The sequence below is a fragment of the Azospirillum baldaniorum genome (genome assembly GCF_003119195.2).
Lineage (GTDB): Bacteria > Pseudomonadota > Alphaproteobacteria > Azospirillales > Azospirillaceae > Azospirillum > Azospirillum baldaniorum.
The window spans coordinates 1884838-1909625 of the sequence record NZ_CP022253.1; the positions used below are offsets into that span (position 1 = coordinate 1884838).

Genomic DNA, 24788 nt, shown 5'->3' on the forward strand with positions numbered 1-24788 from the left:
AAAACGTCAAACCCGCCAACCTTGCGGACACGGCGGACCATTCAAACACCAAACCGCCCCCGGTTGGCGAGTGTCCGTTGTGCGCGCCACGCATACCGAAGCCGTGATGTAGCGGTGCTGCAACAACCGTCTTCGCACCTGCGGAACAAACCGCCGATCCGGCGTGTTGATGCCGTCATGAAAATCGATCACGACGTGCTCCTGTTCGCGACCCGCCTCGTGGAAGAACTGGGCGAGTCCGCCATCCGCATCAGCCGCGTCCGCCTCGTCGAACTCACGGCTGCGAACAACCTGCGCGCCGCCGCCTTCTGGCGGGACGTGATGCACACCTCGGAGAGGCTTCTGGCGGAGCGCTCCCCCGCCCTGGCGCCGCCGCCCACATCGCCCCCGCTGGCCCCCGCCATGTCGGCTCAGCCGGCCACCCTCTGAACCACACCGCAGTCACCACACCAAGCAAAAGGCCCGGCGGTTTCCCGCCGGGCCTTTGCGCGACTTCATTTCCTTTCCGGAAACAAGATCGTACGTCCTGAACATCGACCCCGGTTTACTTGACCTGGGCGTACTGGCCGTTGTTCCAGCGGTACCAGACGTAGGCCGGCGAGGTCACGTCGCCCTTGGCGTCGAAGCCGATCTTGCCGATCACCGTGTTGTAGCTGTTCTTGCGCAGCACGTCGGCGATCTTGGCCGAGTCGGTCGAGTTGGCCTGCTTGGCCGCCTCCGCCCATATCTGCAGGGCGGCGTAGGTGTAGAGGGTGTAGCCCTCCGGCTCATAGCCGGCCTTGCGGAACTTCTCCACGGCTTCCTTGGCTTCCGGCATCTCGCGCGGGTCAGGACCGAAGGTCATCATGGTGTTCTCGCCGGCCGGACCGGTGATCGCCCAGTACTCGTTGGTCACCAGCGCGTCGCCCGACACGATCGGGGCGTTCAGGCCCTGATCCTTCATCTGGCGGGCCAGCAGGCCGGCCTCGGTGTGGTAGCCGCCGACATAGACGACGTCGACCGCTTCCTGCTTCAGCTTGGACACCAGAGCCGAGTAGTCCTTCTCACCCGCCGTATAGGCTTCGTAGATCTTCTCCTTCTGGCCGCCGGCGTTCAGCGCCTTCTGCGTCTCGTCGGCCAGACCCTTACCGTAGGCCGACTTGTCGTGCAGGATGGCGACGTTCTTGCCCTTGTAATTCTCCAGCAGATACTTGCCGGCGATCTGGCCCTGCTGGTCGTCGCGGCCGCAAACGCGGAAGACGTTCTTCAGGTTCTGTTCGGTCAGCTTCGGGTTGGTCGAGGCCGGAGAGATCTGCAGGACGCCTTCCTCGGCATAGACCTGCGAGGCCGGGATCGAGGAGCCCGAGCAGAAGTGGCCGGCGACGAACTTGACGCCCGCCTTGGCGAGCTGGTTCGCCACGGCGACGGCCTGCTTCGGGTCGCAGGCGTCGTCGCCCACTTCCAGCTTCAGCTTCTGGCCCAGGACACCACCGGCGGCGTTGATGTCGGCGACCGCCTGCTCGATGCCCTTCTTCATCTGCTCGCCGAAGGTGGCGTACTGGCCGGTGATCGGGCCGGCGGTCGCCACCGCGATGTCGGCCTTCGCCACCGAGGCGGTCATAGCGGTCGCCGCAACCGCAACGAGGAGGGAAAGCTTGTAGTTCATAGTTTCGTTGGCTCCCTGTTATGAGTCGTACGCCGGCCCCGCCGGGGCCTTTTCACCGGTCCCCCAAGGGCTGGGGGCGCCGGTGCCGACAAGGTTCCACTATAGTCCGATCATCGCCAAGTGCGACAGTTTCACCCGCGTCCTTGTCGCGATCGGAGCCATGGATTTCGCAATCACTGGGCGAGCGTTCCACCGACGCGCTCGCGCCAGCCGAAGGGCCCCGAACGCTCGTACAGCCAAGGATACTGGGACACCATCCGGCGCGCTATCGAAATGCGGTACGTGGTCAGGGTGATCGCGCCGATCACCAGGGTGTGCACCACGAATCCATACACCGACAAGAGCTGGCCGCCGAACAGGCCCCAGACCAGGAACCGGTCGCCCAAGCCGAGCAGGATGGAGTAGGCGATGGCGCTCGACAGCGGCTTCCAGCCTTCGGCCAGGGTCTGGCCGGTCAAAACGCCGCAGCCGCCGAACACCAGGACCGTCAGGCCCAGGAAGACCGGCAGAGAGGACCCGAGAACGCCGTCCATCAGTGACCTCCCTCCAGATAGGCCGAGCGAACTTCCTCGTTCGCCAGCAGTTCCGCACCGGTCCCTGACATGGTGACCTTGCCGTTGACCATCACATAGCCACGGTGGGCGAGCTTCAGCGCGTGGAAGGCGTTCTGCTCGACCATGAACACCGTCATCTTCTGTTCGCGGTTGATGTCCTTCACCGCCTGGAAGATCTGCTTCACCACCAGCGGAGCAAGGCCCAGCGACGGCTCGTCGAGGAGCAGCAGCCGCGGCTGGCTCATCAGCGCGCGGCCGATGGCCAGCATCTGCTGCTCGCCGCCCGACATGGTGCCGGCGCGCTGGCTGATGCGTTCCTTCAGGCGCGGGAACAGGGTCAGGACCCGCTCCAGCTCGTTGGCGAAGCTGCCCGGCTTGGCAGTGATGGAGCCCATCTGCAGGTTCTCCAGCACGCTCATGCGCGGGAAGATCCGGCGGCCCTCCGGCGACTGGGCGATGCCCAGGCGGACCAGCTCGTAGGTGGGCATCTGCGTGATGTCCTGCCCCTCGAAGGTGATCCGGCCCATGCGGGCCCGCGGACTGCCGCAGATGGTCATGAGAAGCGTGGACTTTCCGGCGCCGTTGGCGCCGATCAGCGAGACGATCTCGCCGGCCCCGATCTCGATATCGACCCCCTTCAGCGCCTCGATGGCGCCGTAGAAGGTGTGGACGCCCGATACCTTCAGCATGGCTCAGGCCCCCTCCTCGGCTCGCTTGGCGACCTCCGGCAGGTCGGCCTTGATCTCCGGCGGCAGTTCCTCGTCCTCTTCCTCGCCCAGATAGGCGCGGATCACCGCCGGGTCGTTCTTCACGAAGGCCGGATCGCCGTCGGAAATCTTCCGCCCGTAATCCAGCACCACGACATGGTCGGAAATGGTCATCACCACGCTCATGTCATGCTCGATCAGCAGGACGCCGATCTTGTGCTCGTCGCGGATGTAGGTGAGCAGATCGGCCAGTTCGCCCGACTCGCGCGGGTTGAGGCCCGCCGCCGGCTCGTCCAGGCAGAGCATCACCGGCTCCGTGCACATGGCCCGGGCGATCTCCAGCCGGCGCTGGGCGCCGTAGGGGAGATTGCCCGCTTCCCAGTCCGCGAACTCCAGAAGGCGGACGCGGTCCAGCCAGTATTTGGCCAGATCGACCGCCTCCCGCTCCGTCCTGGTGTAGGACGGCAGGCCGAGCAGGCCGGCGATGGAGAAGCCCGAGGCGCGGATCAGCTTGTTGTGCTGGGCGACGATCAGGTTCTCCAGAACGCTCATGCCGCCGAACAGGCGGATGTTCTGGAAGGTGCGGGCGACGCTGGCCTTCTGCGAGATGCGGTAGCCCGGCATCCGCTCCAGCAGGAACTCCTTCCCGTCGGCGTGGCGCAGAGTCAGCCGGCCCACCGTGGGGGTGTAGAAGCCGGTGATGCAGTTGAACAGCGTGGTCTTGCCGGCGCCGTTCGGGCCGATGATCGCGGTGATCTCGCCGTTGTTGGCCGAGAAGGAGACGTCGTTGACCGCCACCAGCCCGCCGAAGCGCATGGTGAGGTGTTCGACCGTCAGCAGGGGCGTGGTGGTCATGGATTGGGTCGTCATCACTTCGCGCTCCCCCCGGCGATGCCCTGGCCGCCGGCGGCGGCGGAGCCCGCGGCGGGGCCGCCGGCTCCACCCTTGGGGCGGCCGTGCAGGAGGATGGTCGGGTCGCGGTGGGCCAGCAGGCCGCGCGGACGCCACAGCATGATCAGCACCATGCCCATGCCGAACGCCAGCATGCGGTAGTCGGCCAGCTCACGGAAGGCTTCCGGCAGGCCGATGACCAGGAAGGCGGCCACGACGACGCCGATCTGGCTGCCCATGCCGCCCAGCACCACGATGGCGAGGATGATCGCCGATTCGATGAAGGTGAAGCTCTCCGGGCTGATGAAGCCCTGGCGGGTGGCGAAGAAGGACCCGGCGAAGCCGCCGAACATCGCCGCGATGGCGAAGGCCGCCAGCTTCATGTTCGTGCGGTTGATGCCCAGCGAGGCGCAGGCGATGTCGTCCTCGCGCAGCGCTTCCCAGGCGCGGCCCAGCGGCAGCTTGCGGACGCGCATGGTGAACAGGTTCACCACCAGGGCAAGCACCAGGATCAGGTAATAGAGGAAGATGATCCGGTGCAGCGGGCTGAACTCCAGGCCGAACATCTCGTGGAAGGCCGCCGTGCCCTCCGCCGGGGTCCGCGTGAAGTCGGCGATGCCGAAGAAGCTCGGGCGCGGAATGCCGGAGATGCCGTTGGGGCCGCCGGTGAACTGGTACCAGTTGATCAGGATGATGCGGATGATCTCGCCGAAGCCCAGCGTCACGATGGCGAAGTAGTCGCCGCGCAGCCGCAGGACCGGGAAGCCCAGCAGAACGCCCGACATCGCCGCCAGGAAGCCGGCCAGCGGCAGGCAGACCCAGAAGCTGAAGCCGAAGTAATGAGCCAGCAGCGCGTAGGAGTAGGCGCCCACCGCGTAGAAGGCCACATAGCCGAGGTCGAGCAGGCCGGCGAGGCCGACCACGATGTTCAGACCCCAGCCCAGCATGATGTAGGTCAGCAGCAGGATGCCGATGTCCAGCAGCTGGCGGTCGGCCAGCGGCGTGAACGGAAAGGCCAGCGCGACGACGACGGCGATCGGACCGAGCCAGCGCGAGGCGTGCTGCACCTGCGCCGCGATGTGGTCCATCCGCTTGTCGCGCTCCGCCTGCGACAGCTTGGAGCGGCCGGTGCGGATCGCCAGGACGGCACGGATCGCGATGACCGCGCCACCGGCGATCAGGATGACCCGCAGCGCCTCCGTCGGCATGGCGATGAAGAAGCCGGCGGCGGTGGCGGCGGCCGCCAGGACCAGCACGGTGACGGCGTGGCCCTCGCGGATCAGGCAGAGGCCGAGACGGCCGAGGAAGACCAGACCGACGGCGGCGGCCACCTCGTTCCAGCGGGTCTCCAGCCCGAGGCCGGTGGGACGGTCCACCGTGCGCAGGCCGACCAGCGGGATCGTCAGGAGAAGGGCGACGAAGGCGGTCATCGCCGCCTCCTTCAGGATCGAGGGCCAGGCGATGGCCCGCGGCGAAGACATGGAAATCGCGGTCATGGCCTCACACCTTCTCGATTTCCGGACGGCCCAGCAGGCCGGTCGGACGGAAGATCAGGACGAGCACGAGAATCGTGAAGGTCGCCACGTCTTTCCATTCGCTGCCCATATAGCCCGACCAGAAGGCTTCGATCAGGCCGATGACCACGCCGCCCAGCATCGCACCCGGCAGCGAGCCGATGCCGCCGAGGACCGCGGCGGTGAAGGCCTTAACGCCGGCCAGGAAGCCGATGTAGAAGTCGATCACGCCGTAGATCAGCAGGACCATCATGCCCGCCACGGCGGCCAGGGCGGCGCCCATGACGAAGGTCAGCGAGATGACGCGGTCGACGTTGACGCCCAGCAGGCCGGCCATCTTCTTGTCCTGCTCGCACGCGCGCTGGGCGCGGCCGAGCGAGGTGCGGGTGATGAGCTGGGTGAAGCCGTACATCAGCGCGATCGTGATGACGATCGTCGCCAGACGCACGTAGCTGACCGACACCGCCCCGTCCATCAGAGTCAGGTTGCCCGGCAGGATCGGCTGCAGCGGCTTGCTGCGGGCGCCCTGCAGGATCTGGACGTAGTTCTGCAGGAAGATCGACATGCCGATCGCCGAGATCAGCGGCGCCAGACGCGGCGAGCTGCGCAGCGGGCGATAGGCGATGCGCTCCACTGTCCATCCGTAGACGGCTGTGAACAGCATCGATGCGACCAGCATGACGAGAAGGGCCAGCGGAACCCAGGTGATCCCCAGGCTCCCAATGGCCAGAAAGGTGATGAGGGCCACGAAGGCGCCGATCATGTAGATCTCGCCGTGGGCGAAATTGATCATGCCGATGATGCCGTACACCATCGTGTATCCGATCGCGATGAGGCCATAGATGGCACCCAGCGACAGACCGTTGATCAACTGCTGAAGAAAATATTCCATTGTCTTACCTCGCCTCGGCGCGATGCGCAGGCTTCGGCGAGCGAGACAAGCGCGCTCGTACACCAGTCACGTGAAGTGCCACTCCCCGAATTGGCTTACCCATGCTCTTGAGCGCGGGGCCAAGATTGTTGTGTGAGCGGAACGTTAGCCCAGCGGCTCTCAACAGAGCAAGAGGGCAAACCCGCACTCTATCTGCGGTAATACCAATTTTCCGAGAATTTGCAATATCGATTCATGTCAGTTCCGTGAACTTTGCGCTTGCCTTCTACCATAGCGAATGCACCGCATGAAAAAAGCCCTCTTCACTGTGGTGAAGAGGGCTTCGCAACAACTGTGCCACTGCTGCGATGCATGATGCCGGTCCGCCTATGACCTCCGGCATCACCATCGATACTGGCCGGTCAGCGCTTGGCGGAGACCACCTGCGCCTTTGCGGGGTCCTTGGGTTTTCCAGGGGCCTTGGCCGTCGCCTTGCCGGTCGACTTTGAGGCGGCGGCCGCGCTGCCGCTGCGCGAGGCCGGGGCCTGGGCCACATCGTAGTTCACGTCGGGGTTGCTGACGACCTGGACATCGCACAGCGGCTTTGACGACAAATGCATCAGGCCGGCGCTTTTTTCATCGCCGGTCAGGACACGGAGGTCGTCCGCCGTCAGGTCCATCGCCGCCTTGGAGCGATCCACGAAGTTGGCGCAATAGAGGCCGGTGCCGATCACCGCGGCGCGGCGGCTGACCTCGTTCGCCAGCTCGGTGCGGAACATGTCGAACTGCCGCGTCGCGTTGCCGCCGCCCTTCTTGCGGAAGTGGTCGATCATCGACGCTTCCGAGTTGGAGATCAGCGAGCGGTTCTTGACCGTGAAGTCCTGATACAGGTTGAACGGCTTCTTGTCCGGATTCACCTGCTGGCAGGTCAGCCCGACCACCATCATCTCGGTGTGCATGCGAATGGTCTGCTCCGCGGCGTGCTCCGCACGGCTGTAGCAGGCGCCGGGCTTGGTCGCGGTGCCCTTGGCGGCAGTGCTTTTGGCGGCGGCCGGTTTCGCGGTGGCCTTCGCAGCCGTTTTTTCAGCCGCCGGCTTCGCCGCCTCCTTGGCGACGGCCGGCAGCGCGGTGCCGGCGAACAGCACGGCAAGGCCGATGGCGGCGGCGCTGCGCAAGGTGAAGGAAGGAATGCGATGGGCGGCGCGCTGGCGATTCATCGTTGGTCCGGCTCCGGTGGCCCTGATTGACGGGCGGAATCCGACGGATCACGCCCTCTCCTTCGCTGGTTCTACAAGATCCCGACAGACGGTCAACCCATATCGCCCGAGCAAAGACCATTTGTCCCAGCCTGTGGCGCGGGAGTCGCCGGAGAGGTCGGGTGGTTGCTTGGCTTGCGGGTTGCCGGTCTTTCCCAGTATTTCAACAGCCTCCACGCCCGTCTGTGACGCGGGCCACACATCGGGACAATTTGCTCATGAAGCGCACCGCCTCTCCCTCTTCGCTCATCCGCGTCGGCATCGACCTCGGCGGCACGAAGACGGAGGGGATCGCACTCGGCGCGGCCGGCGAGGAGCGCGCCCGCGTCCGCGTCCCCACCCCCCGTGGCGACTACGGCGCGACGGTGCGGACCATCGCCGATCTGGTGGCGCGGCTGGAAAGCGCGACGGGGTCGGCGGGAGCCACCGTCGGGATCGGCATTCCCGGCGCCGTCTCCCCGGCGACCGGGCTGGTGAAGAACGCCAACTCGACCTGGCTGATCGGCAAGCCGTTCGACCAGGATATGGCCGAAGCGCTCAAGCGGCCGGTGCGGATCGAAAACGACGCCAACTGTCTGGCCGTGTCGGAGGCGGCGGATGGGGCGGGCGCCGGCTGCGGCGTGGTCTTCGCGGCGATCCTCGGCACCGGCTGCGGGGCGGGAATCGTCGTGGACGGCCGTCCGCTGCGCGGCCGCAACGCCATCGGCGGCGAGTGGGGGCACAATCCCCTGCCCTGGCCCACCGACGAGGAGCGGCCGGGAGCGGCCTGCTATTGCGGCAAATCCGGCTGCCTGGAAACCTTCGTGTCCGGCCCCGCGGTCGCCGCCGACCACCGACGGATCACCGGGGCGCACCTGACCGCGGAGGCCATCGCGGCGCTGGCGGAGCGCGGCGACGCCGCGGCCGGCGACACGCTCGGCCGGCTGGTGGACCGGCTCGCGCGCGGGCTGGCGGGGATCGTCAATGTCCTGGACCCGGACGTGATCGTGCTGGGCGGCGGCCTGTCGAACCTGGAGTTCCTTTACGACGCCTTACCCCCGGCGATCGCCCGCTGGGCCTTCACGGACAGCCTGGACACGCCGATCCGCCGCGCCGTCCATGGCGATTCGAGCGGGGTCCGCGGGGCCGCCTGGCTGTGGCGGCCCGAGGAGGCCGCGGTCAACGCTCGAAGTTATACTCCGGATTGAGCATCACCTCGCGCGGAGTGCCCGGCACGTTGTCGCCGCCACCGCCACGACGAGCCGCCGTTGCCGCGCCGCGCCCGTCGCGGACCGGCGGAGTCAGCGAATTGGTCCGCGAGTAGGAGGGGGTGGCGCGGGCCGGATCTGTGCCGTAGCCGCGCGAGCCGGCGCGGAACTGCTCGCCGTTGCCCATGGCGCCCCAATGGGACGGCCGCGCTCCGGGAATCGGTTGGGCCTCCTCCATGCGGCGCATATGAGGGCCGGTCGGGACCATCTCCTCATACACCCAGGAGGGGTATTCCTGCCTCTGCGCTTCGGCGGGTGCGGCAAAGGCCAGCACCGCGAGGGTCGCTACAGTCATCGTTCGAAGCATGACACGGCGGCCTTCCATCCTTTTGCGTGTGGAAGACCGATTCCGCCGGACGCGGCCGCTCATGTCCAGGGGGGAGGCGGGTTACTCAGCCCGCAACCCCCATCCGGTGAACACCCCATTCCGGTTCGTTCAGGGTCGTGCCGCACCGTAGAGCGTCAGGGTCAGCCGCTTGCCGGTGTTGTAGTTGAAGCCGGTGAAGCGGCCGAGCGGCAGCGGCTCCACCCCCGTCAGGGCGGAGCGGAACTCCGCCTCCTCCCGGTCGGTCACCAGGGCCAGCCCGCAGGACGGGCTTTCCGCCAGATGGGCGGCGGCGCCCGCCCCATGGGTCAGGCGCGTGTCGGTGCCGAGCAGGAAGACGAGGCTCGGCTCCGAATATCCGGCGGAAGCGACCACGCTGTCGGCGCAGGGGCGCACCGCCGCGACCGTCCGCGCCGCCTGACGGCTGATCCACACGCCGTCGATCCCCGGCAGGACCGCGCCGTAGGTGCCCGCGTACAGCACCGCCGCCGCCGCAAGACCCGCCGCGAATCCCGGTGTCTCCCGGCGCTGGGCGAACAGGCGCACGGCCAGAGCGTACAGCACCAGAACCACCGGCAGCATGGCGACGGCCACCGGGTCGACGCGCCCATCGACCAGATAGGGGATCACCGCGACCGCGACCGTCAGGGCACCGAAGCCGACGGCCCCGAAAACGGTGGCGACCGAGAACAGCCCCCACCGCGGCGTCTCGGCGCGGCGCAGGAAATGCTCGTGCGCCGCGGCGGCGGTCAGGATGGCGATGGCCGGGAAGACCGGCAGCGTGTAGTGCAGCAGCTTGGTCGGCACCGCCTCGAAGACCAGCCAGCTCGGGATGATCCAGGCAACGCAGAAGCGCACGGCGTCCACCACCGGCCCCGTGCCCTTGCGGTGGCGCCACGCCCAGGGAACGGCCAGAAGCGCCAGGAAGGACCAGGGCGCGAAGGTCACCCAGAAGGTGCCCAGGTAATAGCCGGGCGGCAGGCCCTTCGCCTCCTGCCCGCTCACCACCTTGCCCATCATGTCGTGGCCGACCGACTCGGCGAAGAAGGCACCCTTGGTCTTCACCGTGATAGCGATCAGCCAGGGCGCCGCGATGGCGACCACGATGGCGAGGCCGACCAGCGGGCGCAGCCGCTTCAGCCAGCCGGCCCGGCGCTCCAGCACCGCCAGCACCAGCGCCGTGGTGCCGGACACCAGGAGGACGATCGGTCCCTTGATGAGGATGCCGATCCCCGCGGCGATCCAGAAGGCGAGCGGCGCCGCCCAGCCGGACCGCTCCGCATGGCGGTTCAGATAAAGGCTGGCCAACGCCGCCTGCCCGATCACGATGGTCGAGAGCAGAACCGCGTCGGTCTTCGCCATGCGGGCCTCGACGCCCAGCACGACGCAGGAGGCCATCATCAGCCCGGCGAGGAACCCGACCGTCCCGCCGAACATCCGGGCCCCGGTCCAGGCCGTCACCAGAACCGCCAGCACCGCCCCGATCAACGACGGGATCCGGAAGGTCCAGATCTCCTTCGGCACTCCGCCCGGCCCCTCGACCAGCCGGGTCGCCGCGGTCTGCAGCCAATAGATGCCCACCGGCTTCTTGTGGCGCGCCTCGTCCTGGAAGCGGATGTCGACATAGTCGCCGCTTTCCAGCATCTGGTGCGACGCCTGGGCGAAGCGCGCCTCGTCGCGGTCGAAGGGCGGCAGATCGAAGAAGCCGGGCAGGAACAGCAGGACGCTGATCGCCGCTAGGGCCAGATAGGCCAGGACCGGCAAGCGGCCGGCCGCGGCGTTCGGCACCGCGCTCACGGCGTGCCCGCCGCGTTGCCGTCCGCTCCGCCGTTCCGTCGGTTGTTCAAGACGAAATAGAGGTTCCGGAAATAGATGATGAGGCCCAGCCCCTGCCCGAACATGAACACCGGATCACCCCGTTGGATCGAATAGGCCAAGAGAAGAACCCCGCCGCCGATCGAGAAATACCAGAAGAGGTCCGGCACGATGCTGCGCCGGGCGCGCTCGCTGGCGATCCACTGGACGACGAAGCGCATCATGAAGAGCGCCTGCGCAAAAAAGCCGACGCCGACCCAGATCAGGTCGGCGGTGCTTTGACTCTGGTACCAGGCGATGGCGCGTTCGAGCATCGGGCGGCGACCGGTCCGAAGGAAGGGAGGGTTAGCGGTCTTCGACCGCGGGCGACAGCGCGGTGCGCCGCTTCAGCCAATAGACGCCCAGCAGATCGACCACGCCGATCAGCCCGCGGCGCCAGTTGGTGTATTTGGAAACTCCGCGTTCCCGCGGGCGGTGGTTGACCGGCACATAGGCCACCGGATGGCCGTGCGACCGGAACAGGGCGGGCAGGAAGCGGTGCATCGCCCCGAAGAAGGGCAGATCGAGGAAGGCGTCGCGGCGGAACAGCTTCAGCCCGCAGCCGCTGTCAGTGCAGCCGTCCTGGAGGAAGGACTGCCGCACAGCGTTCGCGAAACGCGAGGCCAGACGCTTGGACAGCGTGTCCTGCCGTTTCTTGCGCAGGCCGCCGACCAGAACCGGCGCGTCCGGACCACCCTTGGCGGCCAGGGCGAACAGGGCGGGAATATCGGCGGGGTCGTTCTGGCCGTCGCCGTCGAGGGTGGCGATCCACTCCCCGCGCGCCGCCTTGACCCCGGTGCGCACGGCCGCGCTCTGCCCGGACCGGCGGACATGGCGGACCAGCCGCAGGCGGCCCGCGGCGACCACGGGGGCGAGGCGCGTCAACGTGTCGTCGCTGGAGCCGTCGTCCACATAGATCACCTCGAAGGCACCGCCCAGCACGCCGGCGGGCGACAGCGCGCGCTCGATCTCTTCGAGAAGGGGAAGGACGTTTTCGGCCTCGTTGAAGACCGGAACCACGACCGACAGCCGCACGGGCGGACGGCCCTCGGAATCTACGCTCACTGGATTAATCCCATTCGCCAAGTGGCGGGCAAATTACTCCCGCCGCCCGGCAAACGGTAGAGGAAAAGGTTAGGACAGCCCTGGGGACGGCCTCTGGCCGCCCTCAGCCCTTGCGGTCTTCGATGGGCATCGGCACGTAGCGCAGATCGCCGTCGCGGCTGAGCAGCATCAGCACGGTCTTGCGGCCCTGGCTGCGCGCGTCGTCGACCAGACGGTTCAGGTCCTCCGGCGTCTTCACCGGCTCCTGCCCGGCCTCCACGATGACGTCGCCGGCCTCGATGCCGCGCTCGCTGGCGGCGCTGGCATCGCCGACCTCGGTCACCACCACGCCCTCGACGTCGGGGTTGATGGAGAAGCTGTCGCGCAGGCCGGGGGTCAGTTGCGACAGGGTCAGCCCGAGCACCTGCTTGCTGTCGACCGTCGTTTCCGGGCGCGGCGCTCCGCTCGACCCGGACAGGGCAACCTGCTCCTGCGGCTCCAACTCGCCCACCGTCACGGTCAGGGTTTCGGCCTTGCCCTCGCGCACCAGTTCCAGCGGCACGGCGGACCCGATCTTGGTCGCGGCGACGATGCGCGGCAGTTCGCGCATGTGCTCGATGGACTCACCGTTGAAGCGGGTGATGACGTCGCCCTGCCGGACGCCGCCCTTCCCCGCCGGACCTTCCGGCGACACGCTGGTCACCAGGGCGCCCGCCGGCTCCTGCATGCCCAGGCTTTCGGCGATGTCGGGAGTCACGCTCTGCACCTGGACGCCCAGCCAGCCGCGGCGCACCTGCCCATGGTCGCGCAACTGCTCGACGACCGGCCGCGCGACGGAGGACGGAATGGCGAAACCGATGCCCACCGAGCCGCCGGTCGGCGAATAGATGGCCGTGTTGATGCCGATCACCTCGCCGTTGAGGTTGTAGAGCGGACCGCCGGAATTGCCCCGGTTGATCGAGGCGTCGGTCTGCAGATAGTCGTCGTAGGGTCCCTGCTGGATGTCGCGCTGCCGCGCCGACAGGATTCCCGCGGTCACCGACCCGCCGAGGCCGAAGGGGTTGCCGATGGCAACCACCCAGTCGCCGACCCGCAGCGCCTCGCTGTCGCCCCAGGGGGCGGCGACCAGCGGCTTCTTGCTCTCCACTTTCAAAACGGCGAGGTCGGTCGGCCCGTCCACGCCGACGAGCTTCGCCGGCAGTTTCGTGCCGTCGTGCATGGTGACGGAAATCTCCGTCGCTTCGGACACCACATGGCTGTTGGTGACGACGAAGCCCGCCGGGTCGATGATGAAGCCGGAACCCAACGCCGCCGTCGGGCGCGGCGCCTGCTGCTGTTGCGGCTGGCCGCGCTGGCGGTCGCGAAACTCGCGGAAGAACTCTTCGAACGGTGAACCGGGCGGAAAGCCGGGAACCTCCGGTCCGCGCGGTCCCGCCTGCGGACCACCTTGTGGAGGCGCCTGCGTGGTGGATATGAAAACCACCGCGTCCACCTGCTTCTCCGCCAGATCGGCGAAGGTCGGGGGTGCGTTGGGCGGCAGGGCGGACGCCAGCGGCGGCGCGGCCGGGGCCGGAGGCGCTCCCCCCGCATCCTGCGCAAACGCCGGAGCCGCCAGGACGAGAAGGGCGGCGACAAGACCCGCGGGCGCGGACGCCGCCAATCGTGATGCGGATCCAAACGTCAATCCGGACGTCAATCCGGCTTGACGCGGGACGGAGCCGGACAAGGGCCGGAATCGATCGATGGAATGCGGCATGAAGGAAACTCCGCCAGTCGAACAGCGCGCGCCTTGCGATGGGCGCCTCATGTCAACAGAACGCTCTGCAACGCATTCCGGACCGCCGTGGTTTTTCAAACCCCTTTGCAACCGGTCCCTGCACGACCGATTCGTGAAATACAGTTTTTAAAATTCTCGTCAGCGGATGTTCCTATGCGCTTCGCGCAAACAGCGACCACAAGGCAATCCAGCCTTCGGACTAAGGCTCCGGCAACCAGCCTAAGCGCAATTTTTCCATGCGGCGCAAAGTTCTTCTGGCATTTTCCCAGCAAGTTCCCGATATTCATCCGTACCGACAACATCGCACGCAAAAACGGCTCCTGACGTGATGCTCGTGCACGCGCCCGCGTGCCGCGGCGTCAGAAGGCGCGCGATACGGCCCAAGCAGCGTACGCATGACTCAAAATTCACTTTGGCAACCGAGCGACATAATGAACGCAGAAACCGGGTCCGAACCGGAGGCTCCGAAGAAGCGCGGACGAATCCCCCAGTCGGCGTGGCCGCAGATTCTTGAGCGTTACCGTTCCGGCGCAACCCTGTCGGCAATCGCGCGTGAATTCGAATGCACGCCGAGCGCCATTTCCTACATCATCCGCAAGGCCGAGGCTGCCGGCGAGAAGGACGCGCCGGTCGTTGAGGAAGGCGCGGCCATCGACTCCGCCGACGCCGCGGCGGAAGCGCCGGCCGGCGACGCGATGGCGGAAGAGCCGCCGCCCGCTCCGGTTGTCGCTCCGGAAGCTCCGGCACCGGTCAAGCCGGCGCGGCGCGCCGCTGCCCCCGCCCCGGTCCAGGCCCCTCAGACCGCGGCTCCGGCGGCTCCTCCGGCGGCAGCGGCTCCCCAGCCCACCCCGGCCCAGCCGTCCGCTCCGGCTCAGACCGAGACGCTGCGTCTCAACCGTCCGGAGCCGCAGCCGGCTCCCCAGCCCGCTCCGGTCCAGCCGGCGGCGGCTCCCTCTCCCCAGCCCGCCTCCCAGCCCGCTGCGGCCGATGGAAGCCGCCCCGCCGGTGCCAACCCACCGCCGGTCGATGCCGTCGAGGCGCGGCTGCGCGACACCGCGCGCGGCTGCCTGAACGCCTACCGCGGCTGGCGCCAGCAGCCGGGCGAAGCATCGATCCAGACGCTGTCGGAAGCGGTGCACGAGCTGCGCAAGGCCTTGGCCCGCATCGAGATCGACATGTCGGCCAGCCGTCGCGAAGAGCAGGCGATCCGGCCCATTCCGATCCCGGCGCATCGCACAGCACGCCGTACGCCGTAAGTCAGGGCCATCAGAACGGGTCTTCACGACGCTGCTTGAGTTATTGAAAAAGCCCTTCCCCGCCGATCGGGGAAGGGCTTTTTCATGCCCCCACCCTTCGGTCTAGGCCGTCCGACGGCACCGCCTACCTCCAACGCCGCAGGAAAAAGCCCTACGGACTCCAGTGGAATAGCGGTTATAATAAGCGCAACAAAGCAATCATAAGCCGGAGGAACGCCCGATGACCTTCCGCAGAAACGCCGAGCTGCCCGAATCGGTGAAGCGATGCCTGCCGCCGCCCGCTCAGGACATTTACCGGTCAGCCTTCAATCACACTTGGCAGGGCTGCCGGTCGCCGGAGGCTCGCCACGCCATGCAGCGCGAACTGCTGGCTCATAAGGTCGCCTGGGCCGCGGTCCGGCGGCGTTATGAACCGGACGGCAGCGGTTGGCGCCCCAAGCATTGAGGCGCCAGAACCCAAGGGTTCTCTTCCCCCCGGTGCGTGTTATTCCTTCTCCACCACCGTGTAGCTGCTGAGGTCGCCCTTGGCCCGTTCCTCGGACGGCAGGCGCCCCTGAACGATGTAGCAGATGTTTTCGGCCACGTTCGTGGCGTGGTCTCCGGCCCGCTCGATGGACTTCGCCACGAACAGCAGATGGGTGCAGCCGGTGATCTGTGCCGGCGACTCCATCATGTAGGTCAGAAATTCGCGGAACAGGCTGGTGTAGGCCGCATCCACCTGCCCATCCCGATTGCGGACGGCCATCGCGCGCTCGGCATCCTGGCCGTCATAGGCGGCCACCACGTCGCGGATCATGCCGAGCACCGTCTCGCCCATCCAGGACAGCGAGGCGACGGGCGGTTCCACCGGCAGGCCCGCCAGCGTGACCGCGCGCTTGGCGACCGAACTCGCGAAATCGCCCATGCGTTCCAGGTTCGAGGCGATCTTGAGCGCCGACACGATGTCGCGCAAATCCTTCGCCATCGGCTGACGCAGCGCCAGCAACCGCACGCTCAGCGCTTCCAACTCAAGTTCCAGCCGGTCGATCTCGGCGTCTGCTTCGATCACCTGCGCGGCCTTGCCGGCATCACGCTCCGCGATGGCTTCCAGCGCGGCGGCGAACTGCTCCTCCACGAGCCGCCCCATGGTCACGACGATCTGGTGCAGGCGCGCCAGTTCGGCGTCGAAGGCCGCCACCGTATGTCCGCCGGTCATTCCGAGCCTCTTTCCCTTGTTCCTTTGCCACGCCGCACCGGTCCGGCGTCGCATCGCGTCCGGCAACGGAACAGCATGTTAACAATTAAACCAGATTATCTTATGACACTGCTAACGCGCTGGAGTAACCGCGCCCATCCCCCTGCACCGCGCCGGGAACGGGCCGATTGTCGGACGGGGTCATGACGCCACATGAGTTGGTCGCCGTGCTGGAAAAGCACGAGCGTTGGCTGAAGAACCGGTCGGGCGGCAATCGCGCCAACCTGACCATGACCAACCTGGAGGGATCGAATCTCGCCGGGGTGGAACTGACGCAGGGCAAGCTGTCCGGGGCCAACATGGCCCACTGCGACCTTTCCAACGCGAATCTCAGCCACGCCGACCTGTTCGCCGCCCACCTGACCAAGGCCGACCTGACCGGCTGCAACCTCTACCGGGCGGATCTGCGCGGCGCCCACCTGCGCGGCGCCAAGCTGAAGCGGGCGATCCTGAAGGAGGCGGACCTGCGCGGCGGCGCGCTGCTGTATGGCGGGAACGGCGCCAACGGCAGCAAGGGCCTGGATTTCGTGCGGTCGGACCTGTCCGGCAGCGACATGGACGACGCGATGATGTCGAACGCCAACCTGTCCGGCGCCGACCTGACCGACGTGTCGATGAACGGGGCGGATTGCGAGGGCGCGCTGATGGCGGGAGCGACGCTGATGCGCTCCACCATGAAGAACTGCAACCTTGCCCGCGCCGACCTGCGCGGCTGCAATCTGTCCGGCGTCAACCTCCAGGGCGCCATCCTGCGCGACGCCAACCTGAACGGTGCGGTTCTGGCCGGCGCCAACCTGCGCAACGCCGACCTCCAGGGCGCGAAGATGGAAGGGGCCGACCTTGCCGGTGCGGACACCACCGGTGCCAACATGGCACGCTCCGCCGAGAATTTCTCGATCCAGATCCAGGAAGCGCTTCACAATCATTACACCTGGATCAACACCAACGGCGCCATGGGATCGCGCGCCGACCTCAGCGGGGCGGACCTGTCGCACATCGACCTTCACGGCGTGAATCTGTCCGGCGCGAACCTGCGCGGCGTGCGGCTGGTCGGCGCCAAGATGCGCGATTCGCTGCTCATCATGTGCGACATCTCCGCCGCCGACCTGACCGACAGCGACTTCAGCGGCGCCATCCTCGACGGGGCGACTCTTCGCGGCACCAACCTGTCCGGCGCCCGGTTCGACGGGGCGGGAATCGGCTGGGTCGACATAAAGGGACCGGACGGCCGGCCGACCGGGCGGCTGTGGGCGGCCAATCTGACCGGCAGCAACTTCACCGGAGCCTCCTGCATCCGCACCAACATGCGCGGAGCGAATCTGGCGGGCTGCGATTTCTCCAGCGCCGACCTGACCGGAGCGATTCTCAGCGACGCGAACATCCGCGACGCGCGCTTCACCGGCGCCAACCTGACCGGGGCCAGCCTGCCACCGCCGCCCGATCTGGACGACTGACCGGAACGGCCGGTGCGGGACCCGGTCGGTCGCCCCCGTTCGATCGCCGCGCCCCCTATCCCAGATCGTCGTCCCCGCCGACAGGCGGCAATCCGCCGAGATTGGCGGACACCCGGCGCAGCACGCTGACGGTCAGTTCCAGTTCGCGCGGCGCGATTCCCTGGGTGGCGGCTTCCTCGATCTCCTCCGCACCCGGCAGGATGTCGGCGCGCAACGCCTTGCCCTTCGGCGTCAGGTAGATGTTCACCTTGCGGCGGTCGTGGGGGTTGCGCACCCGCTGGACGAGATCGCAGCGCTCCAGGTTGTTCAGCGCCGTCACCGTGGTGGGTTCCATCATGCCGACCCGCTGGCTCAACTCGCGCTGGGTCAACCCGTCCTCTTCCCACAGGGCGCGAAGAAAATACCATTGCCCCATGCTGACGCCGTGGTCGGCGATGCGGATCTGCAGCGCACGCGTGATGGCGCGATGCACCTCCCGCACGGCACGCGGCAAGGTCATGACGGACGGGGGGACCGCGTCGGCATCCTCTCCTTGCGGCTCAGCGACGATGGGTTCCTGTCTCTTGAAACGCCCAACCATGACGACGATCTCTCGGCAGACGTCCGTCAGGCCGTGGTGCGGTGCAGCGGACGAAATCAACTTGCCCGATCATATCTGCTCTCGGAAAAATCGCAAAGCATTTGCGGATTTAAATTTCTCATGCATGCAATAATATGCCTCATAACCGTCGCGCGATCTTTCATCGACGTTTTCATATTTATGCGTATGACTGCCGAGTTCTACGCCCGACACGCGGCAATGGCGGGGTTTCCCGGCCTCCGAACCTGCCGGCCCTGAAACGTGCCGGCCCTGAAACGCAAATGAGTCTGAAACGTTTGTGACAGGGCGGAGATTGGGTTGCGCGCCCGGCCATCCGCCCACTAACACGGCACAGCACACGCAAGAGCACAGGAGCACCAGCTTATGCGCCCCACCACCGGACGCACCGTCACCGTCGCGGCGACCCAGATGGCCTGCGGCTGGGACCGCGACGCCAATGTGAATGGCGTCGAGCGCCTCGTGCGCGACGCGGCGGCGCGCGGCGCCCAGATCATCCTGCCGCAGGAACTGTTCGAAACGCCTTATTTCTGCAAGGACCAGAAGCAGGATTTGTTCGCCCTCGCCCACCCGGTCGAGGATCACCCGGTGATCGCGCGGATGAGCGCGCTTGCCCGTGAACTGTCCGTGGTCATCCCCACCAGCTTCTTCGAGCGGGCCCGGAACGCCTATTACAATTCGCTGGCAATGATCGACGCGGACGGCACGGTCCTGGGCGTCTACCGCAAGTCCCACATCCCGGACGGTCCCGGCTATCAGGAAAAATACTACTTCAACCCCGGCGACACCGGCTTCCAGGTCTACAAGACCCGCTACGCCGCCATCGGCTGCGCGATCTGCTGGGACCAGTGGTTCCCGGAATCGGCCCGCGCCATGGCGCTGAAGGGGGCGGAGATCCTGTTCTACCCCACCGCCATCGGGTCCGAGCCGCAGGACGGCGCGCTGGACAGCCAGGCCCACTGGACGCGGGTCATGCAGGGCCATGCCGGAGCCAACCTGATGCCCCTGGTCGCCTCCAACCGCATCGGCCGGGAAGAGGGTGACACCTGCGGGATCACCTTCTACGGTTCCTCCTTCATCGCCGGACCGACCGGGGAGTTGGTCGCGCAGGCCGACCGCGACAGCGAGACGGTCCTGACCGCCAGCTTCGATCTCGACCGCATCGCCGCGCAGCGCGCGTCCTGGGGCATCTTCCGCGACCGCCGGCCGGAGCTTTACGGCCCGCTGCTGACCCTTGACGGCGAGTCCCCTGTCCGCCGCTGAGACCCGGAACCGGCCCGCCCGGCATCACACCATGATGCCGGCGGTGCCGCTCCGCTGGCCGATGCCAAAGGCCGACGCGTAGGCCGACGCGCCACGCGCCGCCAGGGCTGGCGCGGCGGTGTCGCTTGGCCTCGCACCGTCATCTCCGCTGTCTTGCCCGTCGAGTGAGCCGCCGCTCCGCGCGCCCGGCTCCGAACCCTTCCGCCGCAATTCCTGCTGCGCCTGCATTTTCGCGGCGTCGGCCTGCTGGGCCACGCGAAGGTCCTGGGCCGAGGGGTCGGACGGCGCCAAGGCCGCCGCCTTGACCGTGTCCATCTTGCGCACGGTGGCTTCGGGATCGCTCTCCGCACCGGCGTCCACCTGCACTTCGCCGGCGGTCGCGTAGTTCTTGCCGTCCGGCCCGCGGGTAAAGGTGAAGGAGGCACCGCCCGCATGAGGGCCGCCCGCCGCCTGATGCGCCGCCTCGTGCTGGCGGACGCTGGCGTCGATGCGCTTGAGTTCCTGGACCTGCCGCTCCTGATCGTCGGTCAGCGTCCCAGGCTGGCCCGCGCTTGTCCGGGCGGTGTCCTGATCGGCGGTCCCGGCACCGTCCGGGCTCCGGTCGCGCGACGGCTGACCGGACCGCAGGGGCGGCCAGCCATGAATCCCACTCGACGACACACCGGCAACCATGGGCCGCGGCTCCTGCGCGTTCCACGCGATGCCCCCAGTCTACACGCAGCATGACAGCGCGGCAACGCAGCTTGGCCGTTGCCTTTTTCGCGTTATGCACGCATTAGTATTCATTGCGTCGGAATTTTACGGCCAATATGGAACCGGAACACGGTGCCAAAACCATCGATGAGTGATATTTCCCGAAGAATATTCGCCCTTTTGGGGCCGCTGGCCGCGCTGACGGTCTGGGGGTTCGCCGCATCGGCCGGCGAACCGGCCTCGCCGGCACCTCGCGCGGGCGTTGCCCGTCCCGTTCCCCGCCCGGACTCCTTGTCGCCGATCGAGGCCGCCTACAGCGAGCGGGCCGGCTCCGTCCTTTTCCAGTTCGGCTACGACCAGTTCGGCCAGGATCCACCGCGTCGGGACGGAGCGGGCGGTGTGCAGGCAGACTACACGCTGGGCCCGGGCGACGAGCTTCTGGTGTCCCTGCGTGGCCAGAAATCCTTCAGCAAGCGCCACATCATCGATGGAGCGGGGCTGCTGACCGTCGACGACGTGCGGCCCGTCGTGGCCCAGGGACTGACCCTGGCGGAGCTGCGCGCCCAACTGGCCGACGCCGTGACGGCCTCCTTTCCGAACACCGAGGTGTACGTCTCGGTGACGGAAATCCGGCGGATCGGCGTCCTGGTGACCGGCGCCGTGGCCCGTCCGGGCCGCCAGGAAATCGGTGCCTTCGCCACCCTGATCGACGCGCTGACCGCCGCCGGCGGCGTCACCCGCGGCGGCTCGCTCCGCCGCATCCGCCTGTATCACGCGCACGCCGCGGCCGCCGCTTCGACCGGGTTGCCCATCGATCTGTACGACCTGTTCATGACCGGGGACGGCGCGAACGCTGGCATGCGGCTGCGCGACGGTGACCGCGTCTTCGTGCCGCCGCTCGGCCCGACGGTGGCGCTTGCCGGACCGCTGAAGCGTCCCGGTGTCTACGAGCTTCCCCCCGGCGGGGACCGCCTGCCCGTCGCCGTCGCGACGGCGATGGCCGGAGGCCTGCTGCGCCCCGGCGCGCATCGGGCGCTTCGCTACGCCATCGGCCCGAACGGCGAGGAGCGGGCGGAGGAGCTGTCCGACACGGACGGCGCCCAACTGAGCGACGGCGACCTGCTGCTGCTGGCTCCCCGCCGGGAAGACCGCCGCGGCGACCTGCGGCTGGACGGTCATGTCCTGCGGCCCGGCGCCCGGGCGCTGGAGCGGACCCCGACCATCGGGGCGCTGGTTTCGCCAGCCGATCTGGGACCGGCCCCCTATCTTCCCTTCGCGGTTCTCGCCTCCATCCACCGGGGCAGCCGCGCACGCGTCCTGCAGCCGGTCGACCTGGAGGCGGTGCTCAGCGGTCGCGACCGCCGCCCCCTGGCCGAGAGCGACGTTCTCTATGTGCTGGGGGCGGACGATGTGGACTTCCTGACCTCCGAACCGGTGCTGGAGCTGCTGCGCGGCACGCGCGAGCCGGCCCCGGACGCGTGCCGCGGCCTGGTGGTCCTGGCCCGTGCCCTGACGGCGCAGCCGGACGGGCCGCTTGCCAACGGTCCGCAGGCACGGGCGGCGGCGCGGCTGACCGGCGGACGCAGCCCCTGTCCGCCCCTGTTCGAAGCCGTCCCCGACCTGCTCGTCTTCGCGCTGGAGCATTCCGCCCTGCTGATGGGCGGCGTCCCCCGCCCCGGCTTCTACCCCTCGGCCGGACGGGGCGCCGCCGCGGAACTGGCGCTTGCCGCAGGCGGTCCGGAGTCCGTCCCTTACGAGCCCCCGGTCGGCGGCGCGTCGCAGCGCCGGCCGGCAACGGCGGGGTCCATCATGGAACCGGACGAGCCCGTCTACGAACTGACCGGCCATGCCCGCCGCCCCGGCGTCCGCCCTCTGGCCGGGGGCGCGACGCTGCGCGATGCCTTGACCGGCGGCGATGCGCTGAAGCGGGACGTCTACCCCCTGATCGGCGTCATCGAGCGCTTCGACCGCCGCACCCTCGCCCATCGTCTGCTTCCCTTCTCACCGCAGGAGGTGGCCTCTGGGCAGGCCAACCGCGCGCTCGCCGACGGTGATCGGGTGCGCCTGCTCTCCATCGCTGAAGTCCGTTCGCTGACCGCCCGCCCGGACAAGGACGGCAAGCCCGAGACACCGCCGGCCGACGCCGGGCCAACCGACGGCGAACCGGCCCTCCCCGACGACGTAGCGGCGCTGGTGCGCGAACGCGGGGTGCAGGTGCGTGGCGCCGTACGCGCGCCCGGCACCTATCCGGTGGCGGAAACGGCGACCATCGATGCCCTTCTGGCGACCGCCGGCGGCCCCGCCGCGACCGCCGATCTCACCAGCCTGGAAATCACCACCGCCACCGGCCAGCGCCGCCGCCTGGACCTGCGCGACGGCGCGTCGGCCCGGACGGCGCTGCATCCGGGCGACAGCCTGCGCGTCAACCCCAAACCCCAGGCGCTGGAGGCGCGGGCCGTCACCATTTCCGGCGCGGTGCGCCGTCCCGGCGCTTACGATGTCGCGCGCGGCGAGACGCTGTCGTCGCTGATCGACCGGGCCGGCGGCCTGACGGAGGAAGCCTACCCCGCCGGGACCAGCTTCCTGCGCGACAGCGAGCGCAAACGCGAGCGTGCCTGGTTCGACCAGCAGGCCCGCGACCTGGAGCGCTGGATGGTGCAGGAGGTCGAGAAGGGCGAAGCCGCGCGCTCGGACGTGGTCGGGCTGGCCCGGCAGCTGGCGACCCAGCTGCGCGGCGTGGAACCACTGGGCCGCATCGTCGTCGAGGCCGACCCCCTGGTGCTGCGCCAGCGACCGGAACTGGACGTGCTTCTGGAGCCGGACGACCGCATCCTGATTCCGAAACGTCCCCTCACCGTCACCGTAACCGGCGAGGTGCTTCATCCGACCGCCGCTCAGTTCGTCAGCGGCAAAACCGCCGAAGCCTATCTCCGGGAGGCGGGTGGTGCGAGCCGCAACGCCGACGACGGCCGCATCTTCCTGGTTCTGCCGGACGGGCGGGCGCAGCCGCTGTCCCTTTCCTCCTGGAACCACACCATCACGGCGATCCCGCCCGGCTCCGCCATCGTCGTGCCGCGCGACCCGAAGCCGTTCGATCTGATGGAGTTCTCCAAGAACATGGGCACCATCCTCGGCCAGCTGGCCATTTCGGCGGCGGCCATCGCGGTGATCTCCGAGTGACGGGAGGCGCGGGAACGGTACGCTTGGCCGTGGTCACCGTGGTGCGCGACGATCTGCCCGGCCTGCTCGCCACCCGCGCCAGCCTGCGCGCCCAGACCGTGGCGGCCTACGACTGGTTCGTCGTGGACGGCGCCTCCACCGACGGGACAGCCGACTGGTTGTCCCGCCATGGGCAGGAGGCGGCCTGGTGGCGCTCCGCGCCCGACAGCGGCCTTTACGACGCCATGAACGTTGCCCTGGATGCCATCGCCGAGCGATCCCCCTCCGGCGGCCCCCCTTGCAGCCATGTCCTGTTCCTCAACGCCGGCGACCGGCTGGCCGACGGGCGGGTTCTGGAACGGCTGCTTCCCATCCTGGCAGCAAGCCCGGATGCCGGGCTGTTCTACGGGGATGCGCTGGAGGAGCGCCCCGGGGGAGGCCTGGTCGTGAAGACGGCGCGCTCGCACCGCCGCGCCCTGCTGGGCATGTTCACGCATCATCAAGCCATGGTCTACCGGCTGGCCGCGCTACCCTGCGTCCGATTCGATCTGCGCCACGCGTTGGCCGCCGATTACGCGTTCACCCTGATGGTCCTCAAGCATGGGCTCCCGGCGCGGCGCTTGCCACTTTCGGTTTGCATTTTCGCCACCGGCGGGCGGTCGCAGAGGGACCCGGCGCGTGGCCGGCGGGAGCAGGCGATCATCCGCCGCGAGCTGCTTGGGCTGGGCCGAACGGCCAACGCAACAATATGGGGATTACAATGGCTTGCCATTACCTTGCGCCAGACAATTCCATGGCTTTACGCGAAATATCGTTTCTCATCAAATGAACGATCGTTTCTTTCATAAGCTTTGACGACTGTTTCACGCATCTAGCTGTTGATGCGCACGAAAAGTTGCATAGAATTTACTTTCTGAACTAACCAATTTCCCTGGTGGCGACGACCACCTCCATACTGAGGGTCTATTATGAGTGCCACGAAATCCAAGCTATCACCCGCCCACACGCTGTCACGCCGTGGCGAAGGTCCCAACCCCATCGACATCCATGTCGGCGCCCGGCTCCGGCTGCGCAGGACCCTGCTCGGCCTGAGCCAGGAGAAACTGGGCGAGGCGGTCGGCATCACCTTCCAGCAGCTCCAGAAATACGAGCGCGGGTCCAACCGCATCAGCGCCAGCCGCCTGTTCAACCTGTCGCAGGTTCTGGGCGTCCCGGTCAGCTACTTCTTCGAAGACATGCCGTCGCCGGAGCACATCGCCACCCCGTCGCCCGACGTTCCGCCGTCCGAAACGGAAGAGTTCGAGTCGATGGCCCGCCGTGAAACCCTGGAACTGGTCCGGGCCTATTACCGCATCGAGGACTCTTCCGTGCGCAAGCGCACCTTCGACCTTCTCAAGGCCCTGGGCGGCGAGCGCGCCCTGGACGAGGCGGTGTAAGGCACGCACC

Annotated in this window: 24 protein-coding genes; 9 read left to right on the forward strand and 15 right to left on the reverse strand. The window is 67.8% G+C overall.

The window, feature by feature from the left end:
* The first annotated feature begins 177 nt into the window (after positions 1-177).
* Positions 178-429, forward strand: a complete 252-nt coding sequence (locus Sp245p_RS08915) for a hypothetical protein (RefSeq protein WP_014240355.1) — start codon at positions 178-180, stop codon at positions 427-429.
* Between the two features lie 115 nt (positions 430-544).
* On the opposite strand, the gene Sp245p_RS08920 is transcribed toward Sp245p_RS08915, so the two are convergent.
* From Sp245p_RS08920 to Sp245p_RS08950, 7 genes are all read right to left on the reverse strand, one after another.
* On the reverse strand, positions 545-1645 hold the full coding sequence (locus tag Sp245p_RS08920; RefSeq protein ID WP_014240354.1) for a branched-chain amino acid ABC transporter substrate-binding protein: 1101 nt from the start codon (positions 1643-1645) through the stop codon (positions 545-547).
* Positions 1646-1818: 173 nt separating this feature from the next.
* Entirely contained in the window at positions 1819-2178 is a 360-nt protein-coding gene (locus Sp245p_RS08925; protein ID WP_014240353.1) for a DUF6867 family protein, read from the reverse strand.
* Positions 2178-2888 carry an ABC transporter ATP-binding protein gene (locus Sp245p_RS08930; RefSeq protein WP_014240352.1) on the reverse strand — a complete coding sequence of 237 codons (711 nt, stop codon included), beginning with the start codon at positions 2886-2888 and terminating at the stop codon, positions 2178-2180. Before Sp245p_RS08930 ends, Sp245p_RS08925 begins: the two co-directional genes overlap by 1 nt.
* A 3-nt stretch (positions 2889-2891) precedes the next feature.
* Positions 2892-3776, reverse strand: coding sequence for an ABC transporter ATP-binding protein (locus Sp245p_RS08935; RefSeq protein WP_014240351.1), 885 nt, complete (start codon positions 3774-3776; stop codon positions 2892-2894).
* Positions 3776-5293, reverse strand: coding sequence for a high-affinity branched-chain amino acid ABC transporter permease LivM (gene livM, locus Sp245p_RS08940; protein WP_014240350.1), 1518 nt, complete (start codon positions 5291-5293; stop codon positions 3776-3778). The genes Sp245p_RS08935 and livM overlap by 1 nt, the downstream gene beginning before the upstream one ends.
* A 4-nt stretch (positions 5294-5297) precedes the next feature.
* Positions 5298-6203 carry a branched-chain amino acid ABC transporter permease gene (locus Sp245p_RS08945; RefSeq protein ID WP_014240349.1) on the reverse strand — a complete coding sequence of 302 codons (906 nt, stop codon included), beginning with the start codon at positions 6201-6203 and terminating at the stop codon, positions 5298-5300.
* 401 nt (positions 6204-6604) lie between these two features.
* Complete coding sequence (locus tag Sp245p_RS08950) at positions 6605-7399, reverse strand: hypothetical protein (RefSeq protein WP_014240348.1); 795 nt, start codon at positions 7397-7399, stop codon at positions 6605-6607.
* Between the two features lie 257 nt (positions 7400-7656).
* On the opposite strand from Sp245p_RS08950, the gene Sp245p_RS08955 reads away from it, so the two are divergent.
* The gene (locus tag Sp245p_RS08955; RefSeq protein WP_109138463.1) at positions 7657-8625 is read left to right on the forward strand and encodes an ROK family protein; all 969 of its coding nucleotides are present in this window, start codon (positions 7657-7659) and stop codon (positions 8623-8625) included.
* Here Sp245p_RS08955 and Sp245p_RS08960 read toward each other — a convergent pair.
* The 5 genes from Sp245p_RS08960 to Sp245p_RS08980 form a co-directional block, all read right to left on the reverse strand.
* Positions 8597-8980, reverse strand: a complete 384-nt coding sequence (locus tag Sp245p_RS08960) for a hypothetical protein (protein WP_144019107.1) — start codon at positions 8978-8980, stop codon at positions 8597-8599. The genes Sp245p_RS08955 and Sp245p_RS08960 overlap by 29 nt on opposite strands.
* A gap of 141 nt (positions 8981-9121) precedes the next feature.
* On the reverse strand, positions 9122-10807 hold the full coding sequence (locus Sp245p_RS08965) for an ArnT family glycosyltransferase (protein ID WP_014240343.1): 1686 nt from the start codon (positions 10805-10807) through the stop codon (positions 9122-9124).
* Complete coding sequence (locus Sp245p_RS08970) at positions 10804-11139, reverse strand: lipid-A-disaccharide synthase N-terminal domain-containing protein (protein WP_014240342.1); 336 nt, start codon at positions 11137-11139, stop codon at positions 10804-10806. Before Sp245p_RS08970 ends, Sp245p_RS08965 begins: the two co-directional genes overlap by 4 nt.
* A gap of 31 nt (positions 11140-11170) precedes the next feature.
* Complete coding sequence (locus tag Sp245p_RS08975; protein WP_014240341.1) at positions 11171-11929, reverse strand: glycosyltransferase family 2 protein; 759 nt, start codon at positions 11927-11929, stop codon at positions 11171-11173.
* 103 nt (positions 11930-12032) lie between these two features.
* Positions 12033-13568, reverse strand: a complete 1536-nt coding sequence (locus tag Sp245p_RS08980; protein WP_014240340.1) for a Do family serine endopeptidase — start codon at positions 13566-13568, stop codon at positions 12033-12035.
* Positions 13569-14116: 548 nt separating this feature from the next.
* Here Sp245p_RS08980 and Sp245p_RS08985 point away from each other — a divergent pair.
* Together Sp245p_RS08985 and Sp245p_RS08990 are read left to right on the forward strand one after the other, a co-directional pair.
* Positions 14117-14941, forward strand: a complete 825-nt coding sequence (locus Sp245p_RS08985) for a helix-turn-helix domain-containing protein (RefSeq protein WP_109138464.1) — start codon at positions 14117-14119, stop codon at positions 14939-14941.
* A gap of 220 nt (positions 14942-15161) precedes the next feature.
* Positions 15162-15386, forward strand: a complete 225-nt coding sequence (locus Sp245p_RS08990) for a ChaB family protein (protein ID WP_014240339.1) — start codon at positions 15162-15164, stop codon at positions 15384-15386.
* Between the two features lie 39 nt (positions 15387-15425).
* Here Sp245p_RS08990 and phoU read toward each other — a convergent pair whose 3' ends face one another.
* Positions 15426-16136: a phosphate signaling complex protein PhoU gene (gene phoU / locus Sp245p_RS08995; RefSeq protein ID WP_014240338.1), complete on the reverse strand. Its 711-nt coding sequence runs from the start codon at positions 16134-16136 to the stop codon at positions 15426-15428.
* Positions 16137-16318: 182 nt separating this feature from the next.
* Here phoU and Sp245p_RS09000 point away from each other — a divergent pair, with 182 nt between their 5' ends.
* Positions 16319-17629, forward strand: coding sequence for a pentapeptide repeat-containing protein (locus Sp245p_RS09000; RefSeq protein WP_014240337.1), 1311 nt, complete (start codon positions 16319-16321; stop codon positions 17627-17629).
* 55 nt (positions 17630-17684) lie between these two features.
* Here Sp245p_RS09000 and Sp245p_RS09005 read toward each other — a convergent pair whose 3' ends face one another.
* Positions 17685-18128, reverse strand: a complete 444-nt coding sequence (locus Sp245p_RS09005; protein ID WP_244439283.1) for a MarR family winged helix-turn-helix transcriptional regulator — start codon at positions 18126-18128, stop codon at positions 17685-17687.
* Positions 18129-18593: 465 nt separating this feature from the next.
* On the opposite strand from Sp245p_RS09005, the gene aguB reads away from it, so the two are divergent.
* Positions 18594-19490, forward strand: a complete 897-nt coding sequence (gene aguB, locus Sp245p_RS09010; RefSeq protein WP_014240334.1) for an N-carbamoylputrescine amidase — start codon at positions 18594-18596, stop codon at positions 19488-19490.
* A gap of 24 nt (positions 19491-19514) precedes the next feature.
* Here aguB and Sp245p_RS09015 read toward each other — a convergent pair whose 3' ends face one another.
* Positions 19515-20162 (reverse strand): putative metalloprotease CJM1_0395 family protein, encoded by a 648-nt coding sequence (locus tag Sp245p_RS09015; protein ID WP_014240333.1) that lies wholly within the window; start codon positions 20160-20162, stop codon positions 19515-19517.
* 312 nt (positions 20163-20474) lie between these two features.
* Between Sp245p_RS09015 and Sp245p_RS09020 the strand changes: the two genes are divergently transcribed.
* The 3 genes from Sp245p_RS09020 to Sp245p_RS09030 all read left to right on the forward strand — a co-directional run bounded on the left by Sp245p_RS09020 (position 20475) and on the right by Sp245p_RS09030 (position 24778).
* Positions 20475-23363 carry an SLBB domain-containing protein gene (locus Sp245p_RS09020; protein WP_244439282.1) on the forward strand — a complete coding sequence of 963 codons (2889 nt, stop codon included), beginning with the start codon at positions 20475-20477 and terminating at the stop codon, positions 23361-23363.
* A 29-nt stretch (positions 23364-23392) separates the two neighbouring features.
* Positions 23393-24190, forward strand: coding sequence for a glycosyltransferase family protein (locus tag Sp245p_RS09025; RefSeq protein ID WP_244439395.1), 798 nt, complete (start codon positions 23393-23395; stop codon positions 24188-24190).
* A gap of 120 nt (positions 24191-24310) precedes the next feature.
* Positions 24311-24778 carry a helix-turn-helix domain-containing protein gene (locus tag Sp245p_RS09030; protein ID WP_014240329.1) on the forward strand — a complete coding sequence of 156 codons (468 nt, stop codon included), beginning with the start codon at positions 24311-24313 and terminating at the stop codon, positions 24776-24778.
* Positions 24779-24788 lie beyond the last annotated feature (10 nt).

What these genes read in the sequence shown, in the direction of transcription:
- livM (WP_014240350.1), bottom strand. Translation starts at nt 5,293, where the DNA reads ATGACCGCGATTTCCATGTCTTCGCCGCGGGCCATCGCCTGGCCCTCG.
- Sp245p_RS08950 (WP_014240348.1), bottom strand. Translation starts at nt 7,399, where the DNA reads ATGAATCGCCAGCGCGCCGCCCATCGCATTCCTTCCTTCACCTTGCGC.
- Sp245p_RS08925 (WP_014240353.1), bottom strand. Translation starts at nt 2,178, where the DNA reads ATGGACGGCGTTCTCGGGTCCTCTCTGCCGGTCTTCCTGGGCCTGACG.
- Sp245p_RS08935 (WP_014240351.1), bottom strand. Translation starts at nt 3,776, where the DNA reads ATGACGACCCAATCCATGACCACCACGCCCCTGCTGACGGTCGAACAC.
- Sp245p_RS08930 (WP_014240352.1), bottom strand. Translation starts at nt 2,888, where the DNA reads ATGCTGAAGGTATCGGGCGTCCACACCTTCTACGGCGCCATCGAGGCG.
- Sp245p_RS08970 (WP_014240342.1), bottom strand. Translation starts at nt 11,139, where the DNA reads ATGCTCGAACGCGCCATCGCCTGGTACCAGAGTCAAAGCACCGCCGAC.
- Sp245p_RS08955 (WP_109138463.1), top strand. Translation starts at nt 7,657, where the DNA reads ATGAAGCGCACCGCCTCTCCCTCTTCGCTCATCCGCGTCGGCATCGAC.
- Sp245p_RS09015 (WP_014240333.1), bottom strand. Translation starts at nt 20,162, where the DNA reads ATGGTTGCCGGTGTGTCGTCGAGTGGGATTCATGGCTGGCCGCCCCTG.
- Sp245p_RS09000 (WP_014240337.1), top strand. Translation starts at nt 16,319, where the DNA reads ATGACGCCACATGAGTTGGTCGCCGTGCTGGAAAAGCACGAGCGTTGG.
- Sp245p_RS08990 (WP_014240339.1), top strand. Translation starts at nt 15,162, where the DNA reads ATGACCTTCCGCAGAAACGCCGAGCTGCCCGAATCGGTGAAGCGATGC.
- Sp245p_RS08960 (WP_144019107.1), bottom strand. Translation starts at nt 8,980, where the DNA reads ATGACTGTAGCGACCCTCGCGGTGCTGGCCTTTGCCGCACCCGCCGAA.
- aguB (WP_014240334.1), top strand. Translation starts at nt 18,594, where the DNA reads ATGCGCCCCACCACCGGACGCACCGTCACCGTCGCGGCGACCCAGATG.
- phoU (WP_014240338.1), bottom strand. Translation starts at nt 16,136, where the DNA reads ATGACCGGCGGACATACGGTGGCGGCCTTCGACGCCGAACTGGCGCGC.
- Sp245p_RS08915 (WP_014240355.1), top strand. Translation starts at nt 178, where the DNA reads ATGAAAATCGATCACGACGTGCTCCTGTTCGCGACCCGCCTCGTGGAA.
- Sp245p_RS09005 (WP_244439283.1), bottom strand. Translation starts at nt 18,128, where the DNA reads ATGACCTTGCCGCGTGCCGTGCGGGAGGTGCATCGCGCCATCACGCGT.
- Sp245p_RS09030 (WP_014240329.1), top strand. Translation starts at nt 24,311, where the DNA reads ATGAGTGCCACGAAATCCAAGCTATCACCCGCCCACACGCTGTCACGC.
- Sp245p_RS08985 (WP_109138464.1), top strand. Translation starts at nt 14,117, where the DNA reads ATGAACGCAGAAACCGGGTCCGAACCGGAGGCTCCGAAGAAGCGCGGA.
- Sp245p_RS08945 (WP_014240349.1), bottom strand. Translation starts at nt 6,203, where the DNA reads ATGGAATATTTTCTTCAGCAGTTGATCAACGGTCTGTCGCTGGGTGCC.
- Sp245p_RS08920 (WP_014240354.1), bottom strand. Translation starts at nt 1,645, where the DNA reads ATGAACTACAAGCTTTCCCTCCTCGTTGCGGTTGCGGCGACCGCTATG.